Annotated in this window: 27 protein-coding genes; 10 read left to right on the top strand and 17 right to left on the bottom strand. The window is 32.8% G+C overall.

Annotation, left to right across the window (positions count from 1 at the left end):
• Window positions 1-6 precede the first annotated feature (6 nt).
• The 15 genes from sctE to GWI59_RS04460 all read right to left on the bottom strand — a co-directional run bounded on the left by sctE (window position 7) and on the right by GWI59_RS04460 (window position 15798).
• Window positions 7-2340 (bottom strand): type III secretion system translocon subunit SctE, encoded by a 2334-nt coding sequence (gene sctE / locus GWI59_RS17380; RefSeq protein WP_202608820.1) that lies wholly within the window; start codon window positions 2338-2340, stop codon window positions 7-9.
• Between the two features lies 1 nt (window position 2341).
• Window positions 2342-2848 (bottom strand): type III secretion system translocator chaperone SicA, encoded by a 507-nt coding sequence (sicA, locus tag GWI59_RS04525; RefSeq protein WP_109400087.1) that lies wholly within the window; start codon window positions 2846-2848, stop codon window positions 2342-2344.
• A 139-nt stretch (window positions 2849-2987) separates the two neighbouring features.
• A complete protein-coding gene (locus GWI59_RS04520) occupies window positions 2988-4049 on the bottom strand; it encodes an EscU/YscU/HrcU family type III secretion system export apparatus switch protein (protein WP_072064438.1) in 1062 nt (353 codons plus the stop codon).
• Window positions 4042-4815: a type III secretion system export apparatus subunit SctT gene (gene sctT / locus GWI59_RS04515; RefSeq protein WP_161670895.1), complete on the bottom strand. Its 774-nt coding sequence runs from the start codon at window positions 4813-4815 to the stop codon at window positions 4042-4044. Before sctT ends, GWI59_RS04520 begins: the two co-directional genes overlap by 8 nt.
• Before the next feature lie 5 nt (window positions 4816-4820).
• Window positions 4821-5075 carry a type III secretion system export apparatus subunit SctS gene (sctS, locus tag GWI59_RS04510; RefSeq protein ID WP_006536279.1) on the bottom strand — a complete coding sequence of 85 codons (255 nt, stop codon included), beginning with the start codon at window positions 5073-5075 and terminating at the stop codon, window positions 4821-4823.
• Window positions 5075-5734, bottom strand: a complete 660-nt coding sequence (locus GWI59_RS04505; RefSeq protein WP_109400090.1) for an EscR/YscR/HrcR family type III secretion system export apparatus protein — start codon at window positions 5732-5734, stop codon at window positions 5075-5077. Before GWI59_RS04505 ends, sctS begins: the two co-directional genes overlap by 1 nt.
• Before the next feature lie 4 nt (window positions 5735-5738).
• Entirely contained in the window at window positions 5739-6680 is a 942-nt protein-coding gene (locus GWI59_RS04500; protein WP_161724092.1) for a FliM/FliN family flagellar motor switch protein, read from the bottom strand.
• Window positions 6680-7963, bottom strand: a complete 1284-nt coding sequence (locus tag GWI59_RS04495; protein ID WP_161724090.1) for a hypothetical protein — start codon at window positions 7961-7963, stop codon at window positions 6680-6682. The genes GWI59_RS04500 and GWI59_RS04495 overlap by 1 nt, the downstream gene beginning before the upstream one ends.
• Window positions 7944-8405, bottom strand: a complete 462-nt coding sequence (locus GWI59_RS04490) for a type III secretion protein (protein WP_161706789.1) — start codon at window positions 8403-8405, stop codon at window positions 7944-7946. Before GWI59_RS04490 ends, GWI59_RS04495 begins: the two co-directional genes overlap by 20 nt.
• Window positions 8389-9690, bottom strand: a complete 1302-nt coding sequence (sctN, locus tag GWI59_RS04485) for a type III secretion system ATPase SctN (protein ID WP_161669248.1) — start codon at window positions 9688-9690, stop codon at window positions 8389-8391. Before sctN ends, GWI59_RS04490 begins: the two co-directional genes overlap by 17 nt.
• A 2-nt stretch (window positions 9691-9692) precedes the next feature.
• The gene (locus GWI59_RS04480; RefSeq protein WP_161724088.1) at window positions 9693-10106 is read right to left on the bottom strand and encodes a type III secretion protein; all 414 of its coding nucleotides are present in this window, start codon (window positions 10104-10106) and stop codon (window positions 9693-9695) included.
• 9 nt (window positions 10107-10115) lie between these two features.
• Window positions 10116-12212: an EscV/YscV/HrcV family type III secretion system export apparatus protein gene (locus GWI59_RS04475; RefSeq protein ID WP_109848163.1), complete on the bottom strand. Its 2097-nt coding sequence runs from the start codon at window positions 12210-12212 to the stop codon at window positions 10116-10118.
• Window positions 12213-12247: 35 nt separating this feature from the next.
• Window positions 12248-13336 (bottom strand): type III secretion system gatekeeper subunit SctW, encoded by a 1089-nt coding sequence (sctW, locus tag GWI59_RS04470; protein ID WP_161670917.1) that lies wholly within the window; start codon window positions 13334-13336, stop codon window positions 12248-12250.
• 4 nt (window positions 13337-13340) lie between these two features.
• Entirely contained in the window at window positions 13341-15059 is a 1719-nt protein-coding gene (gene sctC, locus GWI59_RS04465; protein WP_109848161.1) for a type III secretion system outer membrane ring subunit SctC, read from the bottom strand.
• The gene (locus GWI59_RS04460) at window positions 15043-15798 is read right to left on the bottom strand and encodes a helix-turn-helix domain-containing protein (protein ID WP_109848160.1); all 756 of its coding nucleotides are present in this window, start codon (window positions 15796-15798) and stop codon (window positions 15043-15045) included. The genes sctC and GWI59_RS04460 overlap by 17 nt, the downstream gene beginning before the upstream one ends.
• Before the next feature lie 298 nt (window positions 15799-16096).
• Here GWI59_RS04460 and GWI59_RS04455 point away from each other — a divergent pair, with 298 nt between their 5' ends.
• From GWI59_RS04455 to GWI59_RS04425, 7 genes are read left to right on the top strand one after another with little or no spacing between them, the layout of a single operon-like run.
• Window positions 16097-17176, top strand: coding sequence for a hypothetical protein (locus tag GWI59_RS04455; RefSeq protein ID WP_161724086.1), 1080 nt, complete (start codon window positions 16097-16099; stop codon window positions 17174-17176).
• 50 nt (window positions 17177-17226) lie between these two features.
• Window positions 17227-17481 (top strand): type III secretion system needle filament subunit SctF, encoded by a 255-nt coding sequence (gene sctF / locus GWI59_RS04450; RefSeq protein ID WP_006536302.1) that lies wholly within the window; start codon window positions 17227-17229, stop codon window positions 17479-17481.
• A gap of 24 nt (window positions 17482-17505) precedes the next feature.
• Complete coding sequence (gene sctI / locus GWI59_RS04445; protein ID WP_006536303.1) at window positions 17506-17787, top strand: type III secretion system inner rod subunit SctI; 282 nt, start codon at window positions 17506-17508, stop codon at window positions 17785-17787.
• 2 nt (window positions 17788-17789) lie between these two features.
• Entirely contained in the window at window positions 17790-18560 is a 771-nt protein-coding gene (gene sctJ, locus GWI59_RS04440) for a type III secretion system inner membrane ring lipoprotein SctJ (protein WP_161724084.1), read from the top strand.
• Window positions 18535-19101, top strand: a complete 567-nt coding sequence (locus GWI59_RS04435) for a hypothetical protein (protein ID WP_006536305.1) — start codon at window positions 18535-18537, stop codon at window positions 19099-19101. Before sctJ ends, GWI59_RS04435 begins: the two co-directional genes overlap by 26 nt.
• Window positions 19082-19771 (top strand): type III secretion protein, encoded by a 690-nt coding sequence (locus tag GWI59_RS04430; protein ID WP_161724082.1) that lies wholly within the window; start codon window positions 19082-19084, stop codon window positions 19769-19771. The genes GWI59_RS04435 and GWI59_RS04430 overlap by 20 nt, the downstream gene beginning before the upstream one ends.
• Entirely contained in the window at window positions 19761-20222 is a 462-nt protein-coding gene (locus tag GWI59_RS04425) for a hypothetical protein (RefSeq protein WP_072064455.1), read from the top strand. Before GWI59_RS04430 ends, GWI59_RS04425 begins: the two co-directional genes overlap by 11 nt.
• Here the strand turns inward: GWI59_RS04425 and soxR are convergent, their stop codons facing one another.
• Window positions 20223-20672 (bottom strand): redox-sensitive transcriptional activator SoxR, encoded by a 450-nt coding sequence (gene soxR, locus GWI59_RS04420; RefSeq protein WP_006536309.1) that lies wholly within the window; start codon window positions 20670-20672, stop codon window positions 20223-20225.
• Between the two features lie 109 nt (window positions 20673-20781).
• On the opposite strand from soxR, the gene GWI59_RS04415 reads away from it, so the two are divergent.
• The 3 genes from GWI59_RS04415 to GWI59_RS04405 are packed head-to-tail and all read left to right on the top strand — an operon-like array spanning window position 20782 to window position 25447.
• Window positions 20782-21204 carry a DoxX family protein gene (locus GWI59_RS04415; RefSeq protein ID WP_109400105.1) on the top strand — a complete coding sequence of 141 codons (423 nt, stop codon included), beginning with the start codon at window positions 20782-20784 and terminating at the stop codon, window positions 21202-21204.
• A gap of 46 nt (window positions 21205-21250) precedes the next feature.
• Window positions 21251-22357 carry an efflux RND transporter periplasmic adaptor subunit gene (locus GWI59_RS04410; RefSeq protein WP_161724080.1) on the top strand — a complete coding sequence of 369 codons (1107 nt, stop codon included), beginning with the start codon at window positions 21251-21253 and terminating at the stop codon, window positions 22355-22357.
• A gap of 12 nt (window positions 22358-22369) precedes the next feature.
• Window positions 22370-25447: a MexW/MexI family multidrug efflux RND transporter permease subunit gene (locus tag GWI59_RS04405; protein ID WP_161724078.1), complete on the top strand. Its 3078-nt coding sequence runs from the start codon at window positions 22370-22372 to the stop codon at window positions 25445-25447.
• A gap of 96 nt (window positions 25448-25543) precedes the next feature.
• Here GWI59_RS04405 and GWI59_RS04400 read toward each other — a convergent pair whose 3' ends face one another.
• Complete coding sequence (locus GWI59_RS04400) at window positions 25544-26758, bottom strand: protein-tyrosine phosphatase family protein (RefSeq protein WP_237584359.1); 1215 nt, start codon at window positions 26756-26758, stop codon at window positions 25544-25546.
• Window positions 26759-26790: the final 32 nt, after the last annotated feature.

Here is a 26790-nt window from a genome sequence, read left to right as displayed (position 1 = left end):
AATGAATTAAATATTCATGTTTTTTACAATAATTGCTCGAGTTTTATTACTTGCAGATAAATTATCACTCATGCTCTGCAACATTTCAGTTAATGTATCTACTTGTTCATGATAACTATCCATAATTCTCTCTATTAATGCTTGGATCATATCTAATATAACTTGTAATTTTTTAGAATCTGCAACAGCTCTAATAATGGCATCAGTAATGAGCGCTGTATATATATTAATAATACTTGAAACTGCTGCTGTGATTAATCTTGATATTAAAAGCATTTTATTCAAAGTATTTAATCCAAATTGGGCAAGATCTTTAGTTAGCAGTTTAGTAATTGATTTTATAATATCCTTCAATGTCTCCATAATTATTTCTTTAACCATTTTACCTAACATGGCTTCAAGATAATCATTCAAGATTTTCTTTAATATCATTTTAGTTTGTTCAGTAAAAATCTTTTTAGCTACATTAGTCACTGCATTAGCCGCTGGACCAGCAACACAACTTAATGCAACCCCTCCCACTAAAAGTCCAATAGTAATGACAATTTTTACTGCCATTCTTATCTTTTCTTTCATTTTATTTTTAGATTCTTTAATAATTTTTTCAATAGCTTCTTTACCCAAACCCGCTTTCGATAATATAGCAGACATGGAAGCATCAATATAAGCCTCAATTATATCGCTAATAACATCAGCAAGTTTATCGACAAGTTCACTTACCGCTTTTGTAACAGGAGCCATTGCTTCTTCCATAAACGATTTATGAGTTATCGCTTGATAAATTTCATCGGCAACCATTAAAGAGACACTAGCTACCATCATCACGACAGCAACACCAAGCAAAGCCAATGAAGCACCTGCCGTAAAAATAGAAGCAGCACCCGCAATAAGTGTTAATAAGGCACCAAGTATCTTTAAGCCAATTCCTGCCCAAAAGTCAGTTTCTCTCTTTTTTTCAAGTTGAGTTTTTTGATCTTCAATTTTTTGTTTTAATGATTTAGTAGTAACCTCCTGAATATCATCAAATATTTTCTGTTCACCCTGAACACGTTGTAAGGTGACTCTTAATGTCAACTCTCGTAATTTTGCTAATAAAAAAGTTAATAATGCCATTCCCGTTAGTGCATGTGATGCAACTTCGAGTTCTATTTTACTTTGCAATTTTGTTAGCTTGTTATAAATATCTTGTGCGCTATCTAATCTGCTATTGATTGATTCATCATGTTTTTTATTAATTAATGAATTTAATTCATCTCTATGTGATGTAATTGAATTAATTTTATCATTACTCAGAGAAACATTTGGTATATATTTAAATGCTTCGTCTAAAAAATTAGCTAAATTATTATATAGTTTATAAATATCATCCAAAGTATAATTTTTAGTGCTCTTAGGTAAACGCATGAAAGGAAAATTATCTTCAAGAAAAACCGCCATTTCCTCTCTGCTATTAATTTTTTTAGCAAGTAATTTACTAACAACCGCATCAGGAATATTATTATTTTTTAAAAAAATAATAATTTCTTTTTTATTTTTAAATTTATTAATCTTAATTTGATTATAGATTTCCATCCAATAATCAGTATAAGCTTCTTTATATTTATTTACATCATCTAAAATAAATTGACAATCATTTTTTAGTCCATTAAAACCTTGAGATAATTTATCTAATTTATCTAGATAATAATCAAGATTATCAATATTTTTTAATTTATCTAAGATGCTTTTATTTATTAGATTTTGATATGATAATTGTAGAAAGAGGTAATCATTTGTTCTTTTTGAAGAGGAAATTTTTGATTTATTTGATTCAGTATATAATAGTTGAATTTCTGTTTCTGTTTTTGTTTTTGTTTTTGTTTTTGTTTTTGTTTTTGTTTTTGTTTTTGTTTTTGTTTTTGTAGAATCGATTGAAAAAGTATTTTTGTTTTTTACAATATAATGACTATCATCATATAGATGCTTTTGATTAGCTAAAATCTCTTCTTTTCTATTTGCCTCAATTGGGCTGTTTAATACATCTTCTTTTTCTTTTTTTTGAGGATATAGCTGAGTCTGATATTCTTGCTCTGACGCTGCTTTAATATTAAAATTTAAATCCGATTTAGTATCGATTTTTTTACTACTTTTTTCTTGTTCTATGGGTACTCTTAGAATAGGGTATTCAAAGTTATTTTTATCTTTTAAAATAACCTCATTAATTAACTTCTCATTAGTAACCGTATTAATTATTTGAGCTTGTTTTACATTTTCTTTATTAACTTTTTCAACCTCTTTAGAAGGTGAAAATGTAGAAACTTTTCGCTCATAGATAATATCATTATTAACTTTACCATTCATATTATTCATCCTTACTTTCATCGATGACTATAAGTGGAATATCTTTTAATGACTCTAAATAAACTATTGCTTTTTCTTTTATTGTTTCATCATTAATATTTTTAACCACTTGATCGAAGCAATACTTTGCTTTCTCTTTTTCACCTAAAGACAAGTTACATTGCCCTGCATAAAATACTGGGCGATAATCTTTATCTGCATTTAAATAAGCTAACGCATATAGATCAACCGCCGCTTGATACTGTTTTTTTAATTGATTAACTGCAGCAAGTCCCATAATGTAATCAACATTATAAAAATCGTAGAGACATAAAAATTTGAAAATAGCCTCGGCTTCATCCAACTTTCCCTTCTGGTAGAAGTCATAAGCAAATGAGTAGATTCCTTCCATAAATCCTTCTGGAATAGTGCTTTCATCCTTAAGTGTTGTCCCATTTTGAACAATAGAAACAATATAGTTTGCTAATTGATCAATTTCTTTTTCTGACATTTTTTCATATACTGACATGATGTTAATCCTTTCATCTTAGATGAATAATTAATAATAAAATCATAGAATAATTTTCGTTCAATTACTTTAATAAAACACACGCTACCATTTATAAAAATTAATTATTTTTTTTTATATTTATAAAATATAAAAATATTTATTCATTTATATAATCTATCTCATCTCTCAATCTTCCATCGATTTCTATTTTCTTCAACCAGATTAAAATATCCATAATATCCAATAAATCTTGATCCATCATGACTTCAAAAAGGTGATATCTATGATAAATTTTCCGTGCTAATTCGGGATATCTTACAACTGGTGTTCCCACTTCTTTTGCATAGGATTTAACAGCTAATGCTTTTGCATTAACGCATTTCAATGAAACTAGTGGCATAATTCCATTATCAGGATCGAAATAGATCCCAACTGCTACATGGGTTGGATTAACAATTACCGCAGAAGAATCTCTAATTACTTTCTTCATAGGCTCATCAAGTAATTCTTGATGTAACTGTTTACGTGTTGATTTTATTTCTGGATCACCCTCCATATTCTTATTTTCTTGTTTAACCTCATGCTTTTCCATCATCATATCTTTTAAGAAAAGAAAAAAATCCGTTATAATATTTAAAATAAGAATAGGTAAAGACAATATAAAAAAAACAAATATAAAACTAACAACTAGCGAGCCCCATTTATCAATAACTTGATTTAATCCAGAACGATATAAAAAAAAGATTTCTCGCCCATATACAATAATAAATAAATAGCAAGTAATGATAAATACTACTATAAAAAGCAGTGTTTTTATAAAATCTTTTACTGTTCTTAAACTAAATATTTTTTTAAATCCAGAAATGGGGTTAATACGAGTTAAATCTAGTTTTATTGCTTCAGTGGCAAGTTTAAAACGTGATTCAAATAAAGAAGGAATAGTACCAACTAATGCGGTTACTACTAATATTGGTAAAATGATATCAAAAAAAACTTTTGATATTACTTCAATATAACTTTTTAATGTAATATTAGTAGGATGAAGTAAAAGTGATTGGTAAAATCGAATAAACTCTGTGAAATCAGTCTGATGAAAGATATACATCATCCCAATAATATAAACTAGCCCCGAAGTTAGCTCTTTATTTTTAAAGCTTTGCCCTTTTTTAGCTGAATCATCCAGTTTTTTCTGGGTTGGCTTTTCCGTTTTTTCAGCCATGATAAATTCTCATAAATAACTCATAAAAATATCTGTTGTTAAAAAATTCAGATAACTCATTCGTTAACGCAGAGGAAAAAAAGAGGAGCAACGCCGAGAATGCAATGATCCCTTTAATACACAGAGATAAAGAAAAGGCGTTAAGTTGTGGGCAAAATAGAGAATAAACACCCAATGCAACTTCACTTAAAAACATAATAATAAGTACAGGTGAAACTAACACAATTGCTACTCTCACCATCTCGGTTAACCATTTACCAATAAAAGAGTAGCCAATATTTTGATTAAAATAACCGATAGGAAAAACATCATAACTATCTTTTAAGGTATCCATTAAAATAATTAGACCACCAGTATTCATAAAATAGGCAACGCAAAATAATCCTGTCAGAGATGCAAATTCAGAAGATTCAATACCTGTCGTTGGATTGATGGTATCACCAATGCTTGCACCTCGTTGATTATCAATAAACTCACCAAACGCTGAGGCAATCCAAAAAGGTGTCGCTATGAGCATCCCAATTAATATGCCAATCACTAACTCACTGATTAGAATAATTCCCCAGCTATCTCTAATATTATCAGTAATAGGAATGCTAGCTTTTATTCCCATAGCAACATAAAACACGATAATGTATTTCAATAGCTGACTATTTAATACACGGCTATTCAGAAAGGGAATAAACATAAAGACAGGAAATAAGCGAGCAACCAAAAGTAGTAAATCGACCAAATAAACTTGTAAATACCCAAATAGTATCGACATGTTATTTATCCAGATAATCCTATGACTAACATCTCTTTTGCATAGACTAATATTTTATCGCCCATCCAGCCCATTGTTATCAGCAAACAAACAAAGACGCTTACTAACTTTATACCGAAAGGTAATGTTTGCTCTTGAACTTGCGTAATAGTCTGTAATAAACCAATAATTAAGCCAACAAAAGTTGCTACTGCTATCGGAGCAGCGGAAAGCAAAATAACCAGATAGACTGCTTTATTTGCTGCATAGACCATATCCATTAGCTTACCGCCATAAGATCAAGATATTGATTAATCAATCCTTTTGATAATAAAGTCCAACCATCCATTGCAATAAACAAAATAAGTTTTAATGGTACTGATAAGGTTATAGGGCTCATCATCATCATCCCCAAGGCTAATAAAATACACGACACCACCAAATCAATAACAATAAAAGGAAGATAGAGATAAAACCCGATAATAAATGCAGATTTAATTTCACTTAATGCATAAGCTGGCAATAATGAAAGCAAAGAGCTTTCAATATTTTCACTATCACCATGGCTTTCAGGTCTATTTCCTTGTGCTTTTTCAAAAAACTCAAGTAATTCTGGTTCTGAATAACGATATAAATAGCGTTTGTATTCACCTAGCGCTTCATCAGAAAAGCGTTCTAGTGATTCTGGTGATGTTATGCTAATAGGTTCATCAACTAAATACTGATAGCTATTTTTGGCAATTGGCGTCATTACAAATAGAGCCATCATCAATGCAACTGCATTAAGTACCATATTTGACGGAACTTGTTGAACACCAAGCGCATTGCGTGTCATCACTAATACAATTGAAAACTTTAAATAGCATGTACCTGCTGCAATAATAAAAGGTGCTAATGTTGCAAAAGCAAGCGTCAAAATTAAGGTTGTTGGGCTATCCATAAATTTACTCTTGAGCTGAAAAAGAACGTTGTATTTCAACAGCAAAGTTATCGCCAATTTTAACTAATTCACCTGATGCAACGGATATGCCATTTACTTTTATAATAATATGTTGATAAGCATTTTCTGGTAATTCTATTTTATCACCAGGAGCAAGTGCCTCTATCTGTTCTATCAATAATGTCTTACTCGCTAATAAAAAAGAGACAGTAATAGGAATAGAGTTAATAGATTGTAAGTTGACAGAATTATCATGCACTAGAGTTGGTGAAGTAACATCATTATGATCATCAAGATTTTCTTGCTGAAGTTGAATTAGATCATCAAGATCATTTTCATCAGGATCAAACATTTCATTTAATTCCACGCTATTTTCTCCTTTCCATTCAAATCTCATCCATTTCTTTTGCCCAATAACTAACATTGGAGATACTGTCTTAATTAATAAAATATCGCCTTGTAATGCACTTTTAAGTAATGAAAGGGAAATTTGGCTATATCCCCAATAAAAATCAGCGATAGCACCAATTTTCTTTTCTGATATGTTCATCCATTGAAATTTACCTTTAATTTTGTCAATAAATAATTCACCAATATCACTATTGACTACGGGATAACGAATATCAGCAGATTTTCCCAAGCAGACAGTATTTATCTTAAGAGACATCGGCTCTTGTGAAAAAGGAAGCGTAATTTTTGAGAATTTTTCTAATAAAAAAGCACATAAATAAGATGCAGGAACTTGTGTCCAATCAATATTTTTTTCAGGGTAGATCTTAGCCATAACAGTATTCACTAAAATGAACCCACTTAAAGTGCCTAATGTATTTTCACCTTTAATATGAAAATAATAGCTTGATATATCAGTAGGCAATGAATCAAATGATGCGGATAAATATTTCATCGCACTGCCATCATAATCTTCACTATCTAATGACGTATTCATCAATACTCATCCTCTTTATGCTTATCTGCATCAATTGAATTAATATGTGTATAGCTATTTTTCTCATTATTCTCTAAAGATAGTGTTGAACGACCTTGATACTGATTTAAATTTTCAAATGATGCTTGATAAACTCGTCCAGTTGATGCAATTAATCGAATTTGATTTTCTAGTGCAAAGCGAATTTGCACTTGATGATTATTATTTCCCCAATGTTTAAAAACATAAGTTATATTATTAGGTCCAAAGGACGAAGTATCTATTTTATGTAAAATATTCCATGTCGGTAAATTAAGTAATTGCTTACCAGAAAACGATGTTTTTATTTGAGGTATTAACTGAGATTTTGATACATCATCTAAAAACATATTAGCATTTATCAAAGATATATTTTGCAATTGTTCTTGCTTTCTATTTTTTATTTCTGACTTAAGGTCAGAGTCTAAAAAAGCATGATGATCTTTCGGATTTAATTTATTATTTAACAATAACCCTTCATTCTCTAACGAAGTGATTTTATTATCTTCATTCATAGAGCCATGATGTAGTTTTCTCTCTATCAAACTATCATCTAATTTATTTTTTGAGCTTGAGCTTTTACTTAATATTAAATCATCTATATAAATTTTCTTATTACCATCAATATATTTACTTCTATTTTCCGACTCTAGTTTATGTTTCAAGTTATTATTTTTTAGTAATGGTATTGTATTTATATCTTCTTTTTTATCTAATTGACTATCAAATACCAATTTTTCTTGTTGATTTATGTTCTGTTTTTTATTTTTTATTTTACTATTCAGCGTAGACGACACATTTTTAAAATCTATCGGTCTATTTTTTTTATCAATATTATTTATGTTATTATATAAATTATTAGCTTTTATATTGATACCTTGTTTAATTAGCTGCTTTTTTAAATGCGATGGGATAGCTGGCTGCATTATTTGCTGATTGAGTAATAATCCCTCTAGATTTTTAAGCTCATCACTATCCACTTCTAATTCATTTTTGGTGTTTTTCTTTGTGGACAATTTTTCTTTTTTATCCATAACTTCTGCAACATCTTTGTGCTCAATACTATTATCTTTTTTACTTATTAATTGCTGTTGAAAAATAAATTCTTTTTTACTAATTAGAGATAATAGTTGCAGTTTATGTTTAAATTTCTGTAGATTTTTAGACGTTATAGTTTTTAGTTGATATTCATTATTTTTAAAATGAACATCATCATTATAAGTAATCTGAGTTAATCTAACACTATCAGGTATTATTTTGTTCATACAACGCCATCTCCTGTATCTCATTCTGTTCTAAACGTTCTAGATATAGTGTTTTTTCTAACAGCTTTCTATCAAAATAACGTTGCATTTTCTTTTGTTTCTTAACAGCTACAAGATACTCTTTTTGCAAAGCAATCTTATCTTCTTGTAATTGAATTAATTTATTTTCAATTTCTTTAATTTGGGCATAACATATATTTAATGATGATAAAACAATAGCTTGTTTTCGTCGCTGTTGATTTAATGAGATAAAAGAATAGATACCAACTTTTTCATAAGTCGGTATCTCATTTTTTAACGCATTAGCTAATTGTTGTTGTTCTATTTTTTTATTTTCAGCTTCAATTAATAATTGTTGATATTGGTGCTGTTTTTTTTCTATTTTTTGTTGACGTTTAATAACAGCATTAATAAGAGATTGTTGTTCAAGAGGTAAGCGCATATAGCTTTTCCTGAGTTTCTTGGAATTCAGCCTTTTCTTTAAATGATTGAACTAAAAAACGTTCAATTAAAGCTTGTTTATTGACGGCTTCGTCATTAAGTGCATTATCACCAGCATGATATTCACCAAGTTCTTGCAGTAATTTAATATCTTGTAAACGCATTAAAATTTGTCTTACTTTTAATGCTGCTTGTTGCTGTTTTTCACTCGTGATTTGTTGAAAAACACGGCTTACACTGCCTAAAATATCAATAGCAGGATAATGGCCAGATGCTGCAATTTTGCGCGAAAGATAAATATGACCATCCAAAATAGATCGTACTTCTTCACCTATTGCATCAGGTTCATCATCGCTCTCCAATAAAACAGTATAAAAAGCAGTAATCGAACCGACTTTAGTCACGCCAGGCCGCTCTAGGATTGCAGGTAACTTATCAAATACAGAAGCGGGATAACCTTTACGTACAGGTAATTCACCCGCAGTAAGTGCAACATCACGTAATGCTCGACAATAACGTGTTATAGAATCAATAAATAAGACAACATGCTTTCCCTGCTCACGAAAATACTCTGCAACCGTTGTTGCCACGAGCGCAGCATTACAACGATCAACCGCAGGTTGATCAGAAGTAGAACAGATCAAAACTGTTTTTTTACAGCGACTATCACTTTTCAACTCTTCAACAAATTCAGTGACCTCACGTCCCCTTTCACCGATTAGACCAATAACAAAAATATCAGCTTGTGAAAAACGGATAAACATATTCATTAACATGGTTTTACCTGTTCCTGCACTCGCAAATATTCCCATTCGTTGCCCTAATCCACAACTTAATAATCCATCAACAGCTCGCACTCCTGATTGAAAAAGTGTGTTAATAGGCAGTCTGTCATTAAATGATGGAGGATTTGCGTCAACAGGAAATAACTCATTATACGTTTCTTCAGGTGGCTCACTGTGATCAAACCTCAATAAGCAATGCCCTTTAATATCAATCATGCTACCTAATACATTGTTATTTAACGCAACGGAAAAAGATTTTCCTGTTGGCTCTACGACTATCTGTAAAGAATATCCTTGAGAGCTTCCCATCATACTAAGTATTGTTATGCCATTACGAAACCCAATAACAATAGCTTCACCAACAACCTGTTTATTTTCTATGCCTGTTTTTATTTGGCAAATTTCGCCAATAAAAACATCACGCAACATCACCTCCAAAATATTTCCTTGTATTCGTGTGGGATGAGCTGCGTAACGAAATGCTGAAAAAAAGTTGTTCATTGTTAATTAATAAATTGCTGATGAATTTGATTCATAACTTGAAAAAATTCATCAATTGCTTTTGCCATTGTTTCACCATTTTGTAGTGCAATAGGCATAAAAGAAGCTCTCAGCTCTAAATCAGACTCCACTTTAACTAAAGCAGGCTGTCCAGGATAAAAACTTTCTGTCTGTACATTAATTTGCTCTAATAAAATACCACTACTATTTTGCTGTAATTGATTTTCATCATATTCACGTAATACAGACCAAATCATAGGAACATCGTCGACAGTTAATAAATTAATATCGGGCATTTCACCAAGGCTAATCGTAATTGTTGAATGGTTATCGATAGATTTTCCATTAGAAAAAAGATCATTACGACCAATGACATTCATAGAGTCGATAATTAAACTAGCAAGATCACAAGACATATTCTTCCCCTAAATAGATTGCAAGACATTTATTTCAATATCTGAAGATAATTCGTCATAGGATAAAACTGAAAGCTGTGAAAACTGCGTCTCTAATAATTTTCTGACAAATCGCCTTATATCTATTGCCGTTAAAACAACATAGTTTTGAATATATTTAATTTCATCAAAAGCAACTGTCATTTTTTCCATAATAAGATCAAGTTCAGCGGGTTCTAAATTAAGAAATGTACCAGAAGAACTCTGTCTTATCCCACTACGAATTATCTCTTCGACTTCGTTAGATAATATAACAACATTAATCTTTCCATTTTTAGAAAAAAAACTACTTATATACCGTGCTAACAATGAACGAATATGCTCAGTTAATAATATTGGGTCTTTTTCCTTTCCACCCCATTGTACTAACCCACCAACAATTGTCTTTATATTTCTAATAGGTATTTTTTCTTGTATTAGTCTTTGTAAAACTTCATTAATGCGTTGGATAGAAACTTGTCTATAACACTCTTTCATTAACTCAGGAGCTCGTTCTTCAACTTTATCAAGGATATTTTTAGTTTCTTGAATACCTAAGAATTCGATGATATTAGATGTCATCAAAGATGAGAACTTATTATAAAAGTAATTCTCTGATTTAATAATTTGATAATCTAATTTGGTGAGTTTCTCTTTTTCTATTTCTTTTACCCAATATCTTTTTATTTTATTGTCTTCTTTTTCAACATACTTTAATCCTAACGAAAAAAATTCATCATTCGGTTCTTCTATATTGATAAGAGAAAATGGGCAATCAAATTCGTCGGCTTTTACTTCATTGATTAAAATGATTATCCTGTCTTCTTCAATTACATCAGAATAGTGGATCACAATATCAGGTAGCAAAACACCATATTGTAAAATAAACTCTTTTTTAAGCCATTTCTCAAAAACAATTTTAGTTAGGTAATCTTTTTTTGTCGTGGAAACAGTAACAATTAAAGGTAAAGTTTCTGCTTGTTCTAAAGAGATCGTTTCTGTAAGTAAACTATTTTCTTCTTCATTTTTCTTTCCTGAAAAAAGATTAGAAATAAGTCCTTTTTTATTTTCTCCCTCTTCATTTTTTCCTCCTTCTTCTGTTGTCGATGATGCTGTGGATTTCTTCTTATTTCCCCTATTTTTTTTAAAGAAATAAAAGGCAATGATCGCAGAAAGAATAAGGAATACCGGTGTTGGAAAACCTGGTAAAAAACCAATAATAAATGCCAGTACCGCTGTCACCAATAAAGCAAAATCTTGAGCTAATAGCTCATTCATTATGCTAAAACCTAAATTTTTATTTTCACCACCAACACGAGTAACAATAAAACCAGCACTAATAGAGATAAGTAATGCTGGAATTTGAGCAACTAAGCCATCACCAATGGTCAGTAATGTGTAGGTATGTAAAGCCTGTGAAATCGATAAATCCATTTGAGCCATACCAACAGAAATGCCACCAATAAGATTGACAAAAATAATAACAATACCGGCAATTGCATCACCTTTAATAAATTTCATTGCACCATCAAATGAACCATAAAGTTGACTCTCTTGCCCTAATTCTTTACGCCTTATTTTTACTTCATCATTAGTAATGATGCCGGATTTTAAATCAGCATCAATACTCATTTGTTTACCTGGCATACCATCCAATGAAAAACGTGCTGCAACTTCTGCAACACGTTCAGAACCTTTGGTAATAACCAAAAATTGCACAATAGTGACAATTGAGAAAACCACAAATCCGACGACCAGATTCTCACCAATAACAAACTCACCAAATGAAGTAATAATTTCACCTGCATCAGCATCAAGTAAAATTAAACGGCTAGTACTAATAGAAAGTGCTAAGCGAAAAAGAGTGGTTATCAGCAATAATGCAGGGAATGTCATGAAATTTAAGATTCGGGTAATATAAAAAGAACTCATAAAAATCAAAAGAGAAATAGTAATATTTAACCCGATAAGAAAATCGACGATGTAAGTTGGAAGCGGAATAATTAGCATCATGATTACTAAAACCATAACAGCTAATACAATAAGTTCAGGACGATTTCTAATGGCAGAAAGAAATTTATAAACCATAATTTATATCCATTAAAATATGTTTAACATTATATTTATATTGATTTTCTTAAGTGGTATTTTTCTATATTTATATATTTATCTATAATATTTTGAATAATCATTTGGCACTCAATTCTAAACTCATCAGATAAAAATAAGTTCTCCGGAAACTTATTAAACATGTTTCTTATTCCCTGTAATAACTTCATTTTTATAGTTATTAATAACTTTTCCCACTCACCTGATAATAATGAGATTAAATATTTATTCATATCTCCTGGATATGTCATGCCATATAATATTAATTGATAGAGTTGTTTTTCTGATATGGTGTTTTTTAACTCTATATTCTTAAAAAAACTCATACTTAATTCTATAAAACTATATAATTCCCTTAGTTTATTGACTCGCTCTAACAATTGTCCAAATTCAGAACTTTGAGCACAACTTGGCATTAAAGATTGCATATCACATAACAAACTTTGGGAAAGAAATGTCAAAATAATTGTGCATTGTTTAATATCATATTCTTCCATCCACATCTGAAAGAAAAAGATCGGTTCTATCTCTAAATTAATATAACTTCGATATAAATCACGTAATACTGTGGGATTTAATGCTAATAGCTTAGCAAATGTTTTGGCTTTTAAAGCAATATTTATCCCTGCTTTAATATTCTTGGCATTTTTCCCCTCAAGTAATCGAGAGATTTCATTTTCTATTCCAGCATCTAACTGAGCACCGAGTTTTTTCTTTCTTAATAACTCGCGTAATACCATAACGAGGTCACTTTCATCAGGAAACATTTGCCGTAAATAAGCAAGAAGCTCCTGAATACTTTGACCTGACTTTTTAAACATTAACAAAGCTTTATTGAGTTTTTTATCTGATCCATCTTCCGTTATATAGAGTGTACTTTTCCCCCGATTGGCTTTTTTATCTAACCACTTTCCATAGCGTTGAGAAAATTGAGTCACAACCATCGACATATCATCAGCAATATCAGCTAATTGATTTTGGTAATTTTGCTTTTCTGAAATTTTAGGTTGCTTATATTCCGTTTCTTGCTGATTTTTACGGCTAACGTTATTTTCTTTTGTTTCCTGTCTAATTGGTATGGAAGAGTTAATTGGCGCAATCATCACATTACCCCATAAAAGCTTGAAGTTGTTGCAATGCTTGTGTTGTTTTTTTATCCATTGGTTGAAATGGATTTTGGCTTATTGATTCGGATAAATCAGTTTCTGTATTATCTAATAAACGAGGTTGTAACATAAAAATGCGCACCATCTTTTTATTATTATCTGATTTATAACTAAATAACCCGCCAATCAAAGGTATTGAACTTAATACGGGAATTTTAGTTTCAGCATTAATATTATCTTCACGAGTATAGCCACCAATTAGTAAGCTTCCCCCTTCTGAAACTCGTGCGACGGTACTAATATTAGTACGGTTAATTACAGGTAAACTTTCAACCGTCTCATCTTTTGCTTTATCATCTTTTTTTTCTGCCCCATCTTCCAAATTGATGATCATTTCAATTTCTTTATTAGAATTGCCAATTCTTGGCAATACGCTCATCATCGTCCCAAAAGTTGTCGATTCTAATGTTGCAACACGCTCACCTTTAATTTGAGTATAAAAGGTGGTGTTATTATCAAAAATTGCTGGAGTATTTTCTTGAGTTAATAAAATAGGACGAGAAACCATTTTGGCATCGCCATCTTCTGTCAATGCTCTTATTTTTCCTAAGAAATTCAAACCTGATGCAGCACTTAAACTTGATGTATTAAAAAAGAAAGAGTGATTGCCAGAGCTATATCCTGCTTGCCAATCAATACCTAAGCTATCCGCTTTATTTTTTGAAATATCAATAATCCATAGAGATAGTTCAACTTGTCGTTTAGGTTTATCCAGTTGGTCAATCAAGGAACCGACTAATTCCAATCCTTCTCGACTGGTTTTAACTAATAAGCTATTTGCTGCAGGTAAAGGAACCAATTCAACATGATATCTCCCCATTTGTGTAATAACGGGTGTGACTGATAAGTTATTGTCATTATTATCTGTAGGCTGTGAGACCTCACTTTCCCTTTCTACAGTATTATTTCTTGAAGAGTAAGTGCGCTTTATTGGTGTTCCTGCTTGAGACATAAATAACTGCTGGAGTACCGTTGTAATACCTGGTAATACAATTTTTTCATCTCGTAAATAATAAGTTCTATCTTGCACAAAGGTATTTTTTAGTGCAAATACTTGCACAAATTCCTCTCCATAACGAGAGCTACCTGTTGGTACTTGATTACTTATATTTTCATAGATTTGTTCCTGAACCGCATTATCTAGATAGTCAGCAGCCGCTTTAACTAATTTAAGATAAACAGGAGGTCCTGAAATATAAAAAGTACGCTGATCCTGCCCTGAACGTAATGGGAAACGGGCATCAAATAGACCCACATCTTGAAGATATTCTTTGATTTCACTCATTCCAATATTTTTTACTTGGAACAGTTCTTGTTGGATCTCACTATTATCATAAACATAAATAGATTCCCCATCATTGAAATAGAGTAATGACATTCTGCGCACCATCAAATCAAAAGCATCCTGAGGTGAAGAAATATCAAAATTCCCTGTCACTCTTTTTTTCTTTACAGCGTTACTTAAAATAAATGGTTTATCTAATTTATCTGATAACACAAAGAAAAATTGCTCAATACGAGTATCAACAGCAATAAACATATCAGGTTTTTTTACCTGATGTGTGTAGATAACTTTTCCCTCCGCACCTTGAACAGGAAAAGTTAAACTACAACAAATTGATAGCCCAATAGCACAGCAAATATTATTTTTTATTTTCATAGAGAAGGTGACCAATTCGACGAAATTCCGTCGGTGTAATACCAAACAGTGTTTTTATTTCATTAGAAAAATGGGATGCAGAGCTAAATCCATTATCTACTGCAATTTGTGTCAAAGATTCACTTGTTGATAAAGTAGTAAGAATCGATGATGCTGCTCGCCATGAACGTAATTGGCTTTTACCACAATTACCTAAATAACGTTTACAAAGTCTTCTAAAATGCGTGCCTGATACACCATAGCGCTCTCCAATTTGAGCAATATTACTCTTTTTCTCATCTAAATAACTGATGAGATGTAATACAAGCCAATAGCTTTCGCTATGTCTTATGGTGACAAAAAGAGGTTCTAATTGGCTATTCTCTTTTAAAGCTTCGCTAATTAATATGTACTCTAATGATCCCTCTCTACTTTCTATATAAAAAATCTGCTGATTAATATCAAATTCAGTGCCTATTGCTGTCATTTTTGAAAAATCACGAGCATAATCAATAAAGGCTAATAACCTGGCACAGATAAAAAAAGATCTTTTTTCCATTTTCCAACTTTGATTATCAGACTGAAAAACAACATCACTATTTTTAGCATTATAAATAAAAGCACTTCCTTTTATCATTTTTGTAAATTGTCCATCTCTTATTTTAATTGATGATTCATTATTCAAGGGAATACAAAAAAATAATGAATTCCCCATTAAGATATTTCTATCTCCACTTATTTTTATATCGTTTATCAACATAATTTAAACCTCAAAAATATAAATCAACTCAAAAATGAAAAAGATAACGATACAATATCGCTAACGGAATACAATTTACGTGTTATGATTTGCATGTTCTTCGAATAATACCATCAATAATTAGTGATAAAAATGTATAATTAAAGCAGCAAGTTTATATTTTACAAAATATTTTTATAAAACACACCTTAAATTAGCAAATAAAAAACCTGTTCTTTTTTTTAAAAAAACATTTCAATATTGAAGACCAATATTAATTCACACAATAAATAGGCACGATAACTTCTAGGATATATTTATGCTTTATTATTTATATATTTTGAATGGACCATTAAAGTATACAAAAATATCATTAATTCCAAATGAATATTCAATATCAACATACAACAAGAGAAATAAAATACATAATAATGATGCAAATCAGATTTACATTCCATGCAGTGATGAAGAATTGGTTAAAAAAGTGAATGTCAAACTAAAAAATACAGAAGCAGATCAAAGTACATTAGTTATAGAAGAGAGTGTGATAGCGAATGAAATAGGTGTTGAAATGGATATATATTTTAATAAACCTATTTATTTTAATAATATCCCTATGTTTTTAATTAGTAAAAATGATAACTTGGAAAAAGAGCTATTAGTATTTAAGAATAAATCATCTAACATTACCCCCCGAAAAAAGATAGCTATTATATTGATAACAGTTATCTTTTTTTCATTATTATCTATTTCATTTTTATTTTTTAACAAAAAAGAAGTTAACAACATCATACCAGAACCAACGTTATCAGTAGAAAACTATCACTATTTTTTAGGTTTAAAAAATCATTATTGCCTCTATGACGATAGCGCGCCTGAATGGGTTAAAACAAACAATAATAACAGTCGATATTCATATATAGATATTAAAAAATTAAATCTTATCTTTAATAAAGAGAGTAAAATAACAAACAATATTATAATTAAAAATAATTCAAATCCAATAATATCTTTTGTTTATCATAATAATCATGAAAAAGATAAAATCAGTTCAGTTATTCAACAACAGTTTTCTACCTTTTGCCAACCAACTATCAAAGCCATATCTATTCCTAGTTTAATTGAAGAGGTAAATACACTCTCTTTTATAAAAAAAGTCAGTTATCAAATAAAAGAAGATAAGAATGGGATCACGTTTATATTTGATGATGTTTTGAATAAAGAAAGCAAAATAAAATTTGAGCAATTTATAAAAAAACAAACCTTTATTTTTGGCAGAAAATTTATATTTTACCGTGAGAGTATAGGTAATCCTGATTTAATCAATAAAGCAACTTTACAAGAAGAGAACGGATATATTTTTATTGATAGCCAACACCGTTATTTTCCCAAGGGATAATATTCGGATTTCATTAACATAAAATCATAAATATTCAGAGGATTAATATTATGGCAAATAATTCAGTGACCGATGATGTAAGCTCAATTAAAAAAATAGACGATTACTTTCAAGACCCAGTTAAAAATCAAAGTGATGCATTAAAATCAGCACTTGATGCTTTAAAAGCAGATACCTCGAATGCCGCCGCATTAGCAGACTATCAAGCAAGGTTAGCTGAATACAATATTACACGTAATGCTGAATCAACATCGATTAAAGTCGTTAAAGACTTAGCAATGAGTATTATTGGTAATATGCGTTAATTTTAAATTATATAAAGGATATTTATGGCTATTTTACCTGTTTCTACAGTTAATTTATCTGCGTTATCTGAAACTACAGATAATGAAGATTCATTATCTTCAATAATAACAAAAAATATTGCCAGTAGTTTTCAGTATGAAACTCAAATACATGAAAAACTGGCAACATTAAGTCAGCTTTCTGATGTTCATAGCTATACCAAGCTACAAACCACGCTAAATGATTATACCATTACCATGAATTTAGCCAGTACCTTGGCAAGAAAATCATTGAATATCGTAGAAACCCTACTAAAGGCGCAATAGTGATGAAAACCAGATATTTATTAAGCATGTTATTATTTTGTCTGGTTTCACTATTAACTGGGTGTAAAGAGCAGTCATTATTAACCGGTCTGAATCAGCGTCAAGCAACACAAGTGCAAGCTGTATTACAAAAGCATCAGATAACCAGTACCCAAACCGCATTAGGCAAAGGATTATTTGATGTGTCAGTTAAAAAAGAAGATGTTGCTGTCGCGATTCAAATATTGGAACAGTATCAATTGCCTAGTAATACGCGGGTTGAAATTACCCAAATATTTCCTTCTGATGCATTGGTGTCTTCACCACAGGCAGAAAAAGCACGGTTAATTTCGGCTATTGAGCAACGATTAGAACAATCATTACTCACCATTGAAAGTGTTATCGATGCAAGAGTACATATTAGTTATCCTATTTCCCCCTCAGAGCGCATTATTCCTTCTCCTCACGCATCTGCCATAATTTTTTATGAAAACAGTGTGCCTGATGCAGAACAACTTGGTGAAGATATTCGCGCTTTTATTCATAATTCCTTTAACGATATGAATGAAGATAATATTACTGTTCTACTTTATCCACGCAATATCAATAAATTAAATGTATTAAAACCTCTCACTACTGATGAAAATAGTGCTATCACTTTTAATTATTGGTGGTTGTTAGGTCCACTTTTTATTGGCTTACTGTTCATTACAATATTTATTTTTATAAAGTATCGCCAAAAAAAGCTGATGATGAAGGAGAAAAAAGATGACATTCTCTCTTCAACAGTTTGAGAAAATTTCTACCGTGATGTATGAACCATTACAATACATTCACCCAGACTATAAAACAGTAGCAACTCTCGATGATAAACTTATTTGGCAGCAATTTGCTAATTATCAATTAATTAAAGAACATAAACTGATCACTGAAATAGACTGCGATATAGAAACCGACCTTGTCGCCCAAAAACTATTTACTCAATGGTCGTTATTACCTCAATGTGCTCTATTTTTAGGTTATTTTTACTCACCTCAATATATTTTACACTCAGGTGATTACTATCAACTGCCATCATCATTGCAAGCGTTTCTCTCTTTAAGACCAGTCATTTTGATAAATGAGGAAAATAAAAATGATAATAACGAGATAGCCCCTATCACAATAGGTTATCAATTATTATTTACTTTTATTCACTCTATTTCAGTCGCATTAGCACAACGGTTTAAACTCTGTTTTCCTATAAATCAGTCCCAATTAGAGTTATCAACGGATTTATCTTTATCACGCTCACTTTTTCTTTTGGTGCTTAATTATGCTGCGTTCTGTGCATGAAAAACTGCTAGATTATACCTGTGAAGGGGTGCTTATTCGCGCCCGTTATATCCGACAATTGGATAATATCCATAAAATAAATCTCGCGACAAAAAATAATGCGAAAAAACTTATTCGCGATACTGAGAAAAAACTTAAATTACATCATGATGCTGTGGTTAGGCAAGGCTATAGCGAAGGACTGAAAGCACTATTGGGAGATATATTAACCTTGTTCTCTCAGTATCAAACACATTTATTCAACTATGAAATAGAACAAAGAGAGTTGATCACAAGGACAGTTGCTCAATATTTCCAGTCACCGGATATGCAAATAGAACTAACAAAACAACTTATTGCCGCAAGCCCTTTTGATCATAAACTCACACTTAATATTCCTAAAACCTTACAACCTTATTTAGAAGAAACACTGAGTGATCAAAATATTGAATTAATTCCCCATGATAATACGACAATTTCTGTCAGCGCAGGATCACAAATCCTTTTCTTTGATCCTCCTCTTTTTATGCAAGATCTCAAATCTCAATTTCATCGGCCTTATACTGAAAAAAATCAACTCGCATTTTCTCAAGATCTTAAAACGCGTTTAATTGATTATATTCAACAGTTTGAATTATTAGAAAGCCAAGATGAAAATCAAACTCAAAGAGACCTCCCTAATGAAGATTGATCCTTCCTATACACAGCCACTATCTCATTTATCTTCAAGAATAAATACAGATAAAACAGAAGCAATAGAGAATCAACCAGTGCCCCTTCCTAGGGCTACAGAAAGTGATATTTTAGCGCCTTTTCTTAATCGAGATTTTTATCAGCAATTACAAGATCAAGGCATCAATGATACAAAGGCTATCCTTAATTTCCTAAATCAATATGATGTTATGAATGATGGTAATCAAACACTTAAAGAGAATCGCCAACGAAGCATATTAATGTATGCGCATCAACAGAGTGTATTAGATGATACAGAAAATAAAGAGACTATTAATCAAGCGCTTATTTCATTTCTTTCTTACCAAGGTTTCTATCACCAATTCACACTTGATTTACTGGGTATGACTGATAACCAAGAAGACTATGAGGGATTTTTCAAACCAGATAGTGCATCGTTTTCATTTTGATTATAGGATCTGAGGCCCTGCCCCCTTTTCACCTAAAATATCATCAGGATTGCGCAACGGACAATCACTCAATGATAGACAACCACAGCCAATACAGTGGTCAAGCCCGTTACGTAATCGTTTAAGACGGCGAATGCGTTCATCGAGTCGCACTTTCCAATCCGTTGATATTTCGTGCCATTGTTCTGCCGTTAATTTACTATTTGGTGGGTACTTTCCCAATATTTCTTGAATTTCTTTTAACGGAATTCCCGTACTTTGAGCCGCCTTGATAATTGCCACATAGCGCAATACAACTGGTGGATAACGCCGCTGATTACCTGCACTTCGATAGCTTTCTATCAATCCTTTTTCTTCATAAAAATGTAACGTTGAAATCGCAACACCACTACGTTTTGCTACCTCACCGACGGTAAGTGCTCTATTGAAATCTATTTTCTCTTTTTTCATTCTTTCCTCTTGACCTCAACTTAACTTGAGGTTTTATAGTCCTCTCCTCTCATGAAGTCAAGTCAGTGGGATACCGACTTTTGTATTGAAGATTATTGAGGATAGAAAAATGCCTAATTCAATTGCACGTATTCTTGAAAGCCGCGCTTTATGGTTTATCGCCAGATTACTCATTCTTGTTTTATTTCTCTCCTCTGGTTTTGCCAAGGTGTTTGATTACCAAAATAGTTTGGCTGAGATGCGTGCAGCAGGATTAACTCCAGACTGGTTTTTTAATATTGCCACTGCGATCGTTTTATTTTCAGGTTCTTTATTAGTCCTTTTCGATCGTTATTTATGGCTAGGTGCTGGAGCGCTCGCTGTTTTCCTATTTTTGACCATTGTGATTGTACATACGTTTTGGAATATGACGGGAGATAAGGCCATGTTGTCGATGTATTTCGCAATCGAGCATACCTCTGTTATTGGAGGATTAATCACTACGGCAATGGCAAGTCATTTCCGAGCATTATGGAAAAAAACTGACGCATAAAAACGATAAAAAATATAAAAATAATCACTATGGAAACAACAATAGTATGAATAAAAAACTCACTCTCACGGTATGTGCCTCACTCTTTTTAATCAGTGCTGGTGCAATGGTTTATGCAACAACATCATCTGATGAAGATGCATCTCAGCAATTCGCTTATCCACCCACTAAAGTGGCATTAGCAACTGTACAATCATCAAAATTACCAAACAATATGCAAGGAGTTGGTGAACTAGAAGCCGCGCGCCAAGTCTACTTAGCCGCTGAAACCAATGGTCGAATTGCTGTGATTCACTTTGAGTCAGGACAAACTGTTAAAGCCGGCCAAGTTTTAGCTAAATTAAATGATGAACCTGAACAAGCGGAATTATTGCGTTTACAAGCACAATTAACTAACGCGGATAAACTCTACTCCCGTACAAAACAGCTTTATAGTAAAAATGTCGCAGCAGCTGCACAATTAGACAGTACATTATCTGAGCGCGATATGATTGCCGCATCCATTCGTGAAGTAAAAGCGCGAATTGCACAGAAAGCAATAAAAGCGCCTTTTGATGGCATTGTCGGGATAAAACTTGTTCATGAAGGACAGTACCTCAATGCGGGTGAACGTATTGCATCTTTAGTCGATGCGAGTCATTTAAAACTCAATTTCTCACTTGATGAACAAGCTGCTCCCAAAATTTCCGCAAAACAGCCCATCAATATCGAGGTCGATGCTTATCCAGAGATGGTATTTACAGGCTCTATTAATGCCGTCGATCCTCTTATTGGTCCATCTCGCACCGTACAAGTACAAGCTGTTTTACCTAATACCGATAACAAATTAAAAGCGGGCATGTTTGCTCGTGTGCAAGTTACTTCTCCAGATAGTCCTATGGTATTAACCGTACCAGAAACGGCAGTTACTTATACTGCCTATGGAGATACCGTGTTTGTAGCGCAATCTGACAATCAAAAAAACCTTATCGCTAAGCGTGTCTCTGTGAAAGTTGGATTGCGCTACAACGGCATGATTGAGATAAAAGAAGGCTTAACCCTTGGTGATCAAATTGTCTCATCTGGCCAAATTAAATTAAGTGATGGCATCTCAATTGAACCTATTGAGCAAGATACATTAGCGCTAGCTCAATCTGCGACAACAAAACCATAACGGGAGTTAATAATGAAGTTTACCGATATTTTTGTTCGGCGACCTGTTTTGGCATTAGTTGTTAGCACATTGATCTTGTTACTGGGTGCATTTGCATTCAGTAAGCTACCCGTTCGCCAATACCCTATGTTACAAAACTCAACGATTACGATCGCAACAGATTATCCTGGTGCATCGTCTGAGTTGATGCAGGGATTTGTAACTCAGCCAATTATACAAGCGGTTTCCTCTGTTGAGGGAGTTGATTATATTTCTTCATCTTCAGTACAAGGTAAAAGCTTAGTTACCGTCAGAATGGAATTAAACCGCGACCCTACTCAAGCCTTGACGCAAGTAATGGCTAAGGTAAATCAAGTTCGTTATAAGTTGCCAGAACAAGCTTATGATCCGGTAATCGAGCTTTCATCAGGAGAGTCTACAGCCGTAGCTTATGTGGGGTTCTCAAATGAACAGCTTTCTATTCCTGAACTCACAGACTACCTTTCTCGCGTTGTTGAACCGATGTTCTCATCCATTAATGGTGTTGCTAAAGTGCAAGTATTTGGTGGTCAACAATTGGCCATGCGCTTATGGTTAGATGCAGATAAACTGGCTGGTCGCAACTTAACAGCGAGCGATGTGGCAGAGGCTGTTCGCCGTAATAACTATCAAGCAGCACCCGGTAAAGTAGAAGGCGAGTTTGTCATTGCCAACGTTTATGTCAATACTGATCTCACTAATGTCGAAGAATTTAAAGACATGGTTATCATTAATGATGGTAATAATCTTGTCCGCTTACGTGATATTGGTACCGTCGAGCTAGGTGCTGCGGCCACTGAAACTAGCGGTATTATGAATGGTAAAAAAGCGGTATTTTTGGGTTTATTCCCGACACCAACAGGTAATCCGTTAGTGATTGTTGATGGCATTCGCGAACATCTTGTTGATATTCAAAAAACCTTACCGCCGAGCGTCGATGTAGAACTGGCATTTGAAACTTCACGTTTTATCAAAGCCTCTATTAATCAAGTAGTACAAACCTTAATTGAAGCGATTTTAATCGTTATCGCGGTTATTTATCTCTGTTTGGGATCGTTCCGTTCTGTTCTTATTCCTGTACTTGCCATTCCGTTATCAATGCTAGGTGCTGCCGGATTAATGCTTGCCTTTGGTTTTAGTATCAATTTGCTCACTTTGCTGGCAATGGTTTTAGCCATTGGACTTGTGGTAGATGACGCGATAGTGGTTGTTGAAAATGTCCATCGCCATATTGAAGAGGGATTATCACCTGTTCAAGCCGCTTTAGTGGGGGCAAGAGAAGTGGCTGGCCCTGTTATTGCAATGACCATAACGCTAGCGGCTGTTTATGCTCCGATTGGTTTAATGGCTGGATTAACGGGCGCATTATTTAAAGAATTTGCCATAACACTGGCAGGTAGTGTGATTGTATCCGGTATTGTGGCATTAACGCTATCCCCCGTGATGAGCTCATTAATGCTAAAACCAAAAGAAAATGAAGGCAAAATGGCTAAAATAGCCGAGTATGTCTTTCATAAATTAGCTCATCATTATGGTTACATACTCAATTTTTCATTAGCTAATCGCTGGTTAACCGTTATTTTCGCCTTAGCTGTATTTGTCAGCTTGCCGTTTTTATATAGCCAGACAAAACAAGAGCTAGCGCCTTCAGAAGATCAGGCGAGCGTTTTAACTGCTGTAAAAGCACCACAACATGCAAATCTTGCCTATGCTGAACGATTTAATCAAAAGCTTGATGAAATTTATATGAGTCTGCCTGAAACTGACAGTACATGGATAATTAATGGTACTGATGGCCCATCAGCCAGCTTTGGTGGTATTAACTTTGATGGTTGGGATTTACGTGATCGCAATGCAGATCAAATCCAAGCTGATTTGCAAAATCGCGTCAATAATGTGGAAGGTACCCGTATTTTTGCTTTCCAATTAGCTTCTCTACCCGGCTCAGTGGGTGGATTGCCTGTACAAATGGTGTTACGTAGCCCATTAGGTTATCCCGTTTTGTTTGAAACAATGGAACAAATCAAACAGCAAGCAAGAGAAAGCGGTTTGTTTGTCGTGGTGGATAGCGATTTAGATTACAACAATCCCGTTGTTCAAATTGCCATAGACAGAGCTAAAGCCAATAGTTTAGGCATTCGTATGCAAGATATTGGTGAATCACTTTCACTATTAGTGGGTGAACACTATATCAATCGCTTTGGTATGGATGGTCGCTCTTATGATGTGATCCCACAAAGTGTACGCCATCAACGCTTAACGCCAGCAGCACTTGCAGGGCACTATATTCGTACTCAAGATAATGTGTTAATTCCATTATCAACCGTTGTGAATATTACGACTCAAGTTGAACCGAATAAACTGACACAGTTTAATCAACAAAACGCAGCTATTTTCCAAGCGATCCCCGCCCCCGGCGTCACGATGGGACAAGCGGTCGCTTTTCTTGAAACGGTGGCAGATTCATTACCCGCAGGTTTTAGTCATGATTGGCAATCTGATTCTCGCCAATTTACCCAAGAAGGAAATACACTAGTCTTTGCCTTTATTGCAGCACTTATTATTATTTACTTAGTGTTAGCTGCGCAATATGAAAGCTTGGTCGATCCTTTGATTATCTTAGTTACTGTACCGCTATCAATTTGCGGCGCATTAGTCCCTCTCGCTTTAGGGATGGTGACACTAAATATCTACACTCAAATTGGTTTAGTCACACTAATAGGGCTTATCAGTAAGCATGGAATTTTAATGGTGGAATTTGCTAATGAATTACAAGTTCATAAAAATCTAAACCGTCGAGATGCCATTATTGAAGCAACAAAAATCCGCTTACGTCCTGTATTAATGACCACGGCGGCAATGGTTATTGGGCTCATTCCACTTTTATTTGCCAGTGGTGCTGGAGCGAATAGTCGCTATGGATTAGGGCTGATTATTGTGTCGGGCATGTTAGTCGGCACCCTGTTCACGCTATTTGTATTACCAACGATGTATAGTTTCTTGGCGCGAAACCATCAAATCAGCGCTCAAACTGAGCGTCAAAAACAGTTACAGCAAGTCCGAGATTTGTAGACCGACAAATTAAAAGACTATTACAAGCAATAATGTCGTAAAAATATCCCCATTGTGAATGCAATGGGGATTGTTATACTTATTTTTGAACAAGTATTATTTCATTTTAATATCAGTATTAAGTAACGGGATATTATTATTTATTGCAAATTTAACTAGCTCAGCAATTTGTTCTGGTTGATAAAGCGCATGGACACTGCGTTTTTCCCTTAAATCAGAGATGATACTTTCTAAGCTTTTTCCTTTTGTATTTCCTGCCTCTATCATTTTCATCATTTCCATTAAAGCAATAAATTCCCCTGTTCTTCCCAACCCAGCGAGGCAATGGACAGCGATATTTTCTTTTGTTGGATTTATTTTTAAATTATCACCAATAATATTGATGGTATTTTTTAATTTAGTCGCATCTATTGCTGTATGATCAGGCCAATTATAAATATGGATAAAGTTTATTTTTTTCTTTTCATCATTGTTTTCTTTAGTCACTAATTTAATGTATGTCTTACAATCTAAACATCCTCCATTTATTTCGTTTTTATTTAATGCCCACTTTTCAATATGCCTAGATTTTATATCATCTAAATCCAAATTTTCTCTAAAGTATTTAAACCCTTCTTTTTCAAAATCACCTTTATTATATTCACCACCCAGTTTTGAGAGATCTCTTATAATATCATCATTCGATGCCAATACATAAACTGTGTTTATATTATTATCAAATAACATATTGAAATAATCTTTTAAACTCTCTTTATTATTAAGAGGATATTGAGATGCGATAGTCATATTAGGAGAATCATAAGAACTCACATCATTCGCTGGTAATGATACATTGCCCGATTTTATTAAAGTATCTTTACGATAGATTAATTGTTTGTTATATCTAGCATTTTCAACCAATTGATAGTCGCGGGAATTATATTTCAAACAATTTAAGTTATTAAATAAAATTTCAGCGTTTTCATTATCCTTATCTGTGCCAATAAATTTTTTAACCGCAACTAAAAAATTCTCTCTCTCATTATGCAACTTTACTTCTTCATTAGATCGAGAAAAATTAAACTTTAGCATATCTACATTATTAATTTCTCGTCTAGAAAGTAAGCTATTATTTTCTATATTTATTCCTCGCGATGGCGATCGTAATAAATTCGAACTAGAATTTTGTTTTCTAGGGGGTAATGGTGGAGCAAAATCTTTATCCTCATTAGCAACATTCATGATATTGCCTTTAATAATATATTCTTTGCTAGTGTTCTCTAATTTATTTCTTTCAATTAATGAGCTTGAGGTAATTGGGGATAGATACATATTTATGTCCTTAAAAATTAAAATTATCTTAT

It is taken from the genome of Proteus sp. G2673, assembly GCF_009915125.1.
GTDB lineage: Bacteria > Pseudomonadota > Gammaproteobacteria > Enterobacterales > Enterobacteriaceae > Proteus > Proteus penneri.
This window is presented reverse-complemented; position numbering and strand designations above follow the sequence as displayed.

Coding starts and splice junctions, on each gene's coding strand:
- sctF (WP_006536302.1), top strand. CDS start 17,227: ATGGCAAATAATTCAGTGACCGATGATGTAAGCTCAATTAAAAAAATA.
- GWI59_RS04500 (WP_161724092.1), bottom strand. CDS start 6,680: ATGAATACGTCATTAGATAGTGAAGATTATGATGGCAGTGCGATGAAA.
- GWI59_RS04455 (WP_161724086.1), top strand. CDS start 16,097: ATGCTTTATTATTTATATATTTTGAATGGACCATTAAAGTATACAAAA.
- GWI59_RS04480 (WP_161724088.1), bottom strand. CDS start 10,106: ATGTCTTGTGATCTTGCTAGTTTAATTATCGACTCTATGAATGTCATT.
- GWI59_RS04490 (WP_161706789.1), bottom strand. CDS start 8,405: ATGCGCTTACCTCTTGAACAACAATCTCTTATTAATGCTGTTATTAAA.
- sctJ (WP_161724084.1), top strand. CDS start 17,790: ATGAAAACCAGATATTTATTAAGCATGTTATTATTTTGTCTGGTTTCA.
- sctW (WP_161670917.1), bottom strand. CDS start 13,336: ATGATTGCGCCAATTAACTCTTCCATACCAATTAGACAGGAAACAAAA.
- GWI59_RS04475 (WP_109848163.1), bottom strand. CDS start 12,212: ATGGTTTATAAATTTCTTTCTGCCATTAGAAATCGTCCTGAACTTATT.
- GWI59_RS04505 (WP_109400090.1), bottom strand. CDS start 5,734: ATGGATAGCCCAACAACCTTAATTTTGACGCTTGCTTTTGCAACATTA.
- GWI59_RS04415 (WP_109400105.1), top strand. CDS start 20,782: ATGCCTAATTCAATTGCACGTATTCTTGAAAGCCGCGCTTTATGGTTT.
- GWI59_RS04460 (WP_109848160.1), bottom strand. CDS start 15,798: ATGTTGATAAACGATATAAAAATAAGTGGAGATAGAAATATCTTAATG.
- sctC (WP_109848161.1), bottom strand. CDS start 15,059: ATGAAAATAAAAAATAATATTTGCTGTGCTATTGGGCTATCAATTTGT.
- GWI59_RS04400 (WP_237584359.1), bottom strand. CDS start 26,758: ATGTATCTATCCCCAATTACCTCAAGCTCATTAATTGAAAGAAATAAA.
- sctS (WP_006536279.1), bottom strand. CDS start 5,075: ATGGATATGGTCTATGCAGCAAATAAAGCAGTCTATCTGGTTATTTTG.
- GWI59_RS04425 (WP_072064455.1), top strand. CDS start 19,761: ATGAAGATTGATCCTTCCTATACACAGCCACTATCTCATTTATCTTCA.
- GWI59_RS04495 (WP_161724090.1), bottom strand. CDS start 7,963: ATGAACAAAATAATACCTGATAGTGTTAGATTAACTCAGATTACTTAT.
- GWI59_RS04410 (WP_161724080.1), top strand. CDS start 21,251: ATGAATAAAAAACTCACTCTCACGGTATGTGCCTCACTCTTTTTAATC.
- soxR (WP_006536309.1), bottom strand. CDS start 20,672: ATGAAAAAAGAGAAAATAGATTTCAATAGAGCACTTACCGTCGGTGAG.
- GWI59_RS04405 (WP_161724078.1), top strand. CDS start 22,370: ATGAAGTTTACCGATATTTTTGTTCGGCGACCTGTTTTGGCATTAGTT.
- GWI59_RS04430 (WP_161724082.1), top strand. CDS start 19,082: ATGCTGCGTTCTGTGCATGAAAAACTGCTAGATTATACCTGTGAAGGG.
- GWI59_RS04520 (WP_072064438.1), bottom strand. CDS start 4,049: ATGGCTGAAAAAACGGAAAAGCCAACCCAGAAAAAACTGGATGATTCA.
- sctT (WP_161670895.1), bottom strand. CDS start 4,815: ATGTCGATACTATTTGGGTATTTACAAGTTTATTTGGTCGATTTACTA.
- GWI59_RS04435 (WP_006536305.1), top strand. CDS start 18,535: ATGACATTCTCTCTTCAACAGTTTGAGAAAATTTCTACCGTGATGTAT.
- sctI (WP_006536303.1), top strand. CDS start 17,506: ATGGCTATTTTACCTGTTTCTACAGTTAATTTATCTGCGTTATCTGAA.
- sicA (WP_109400087.1), bottom strand. CDS start 2,848: ATGTCAGTATATGAAAAAATGTCAGAAAAAGAAATTGATCAATTAGCA.
- sctN (WP_161669248.1), bottom strand. CDS start 9,690: ATGAACAACTTTTTTTCAGCATTTCGTTACGCAGCTCATCCCACACGA.
- sctE (WP_202608820.1), bottom strand. CDS start 2,340: ATGAATGGTAAAGTTAATAATGATATTATCTATGAGCGAAAAGTTTCT.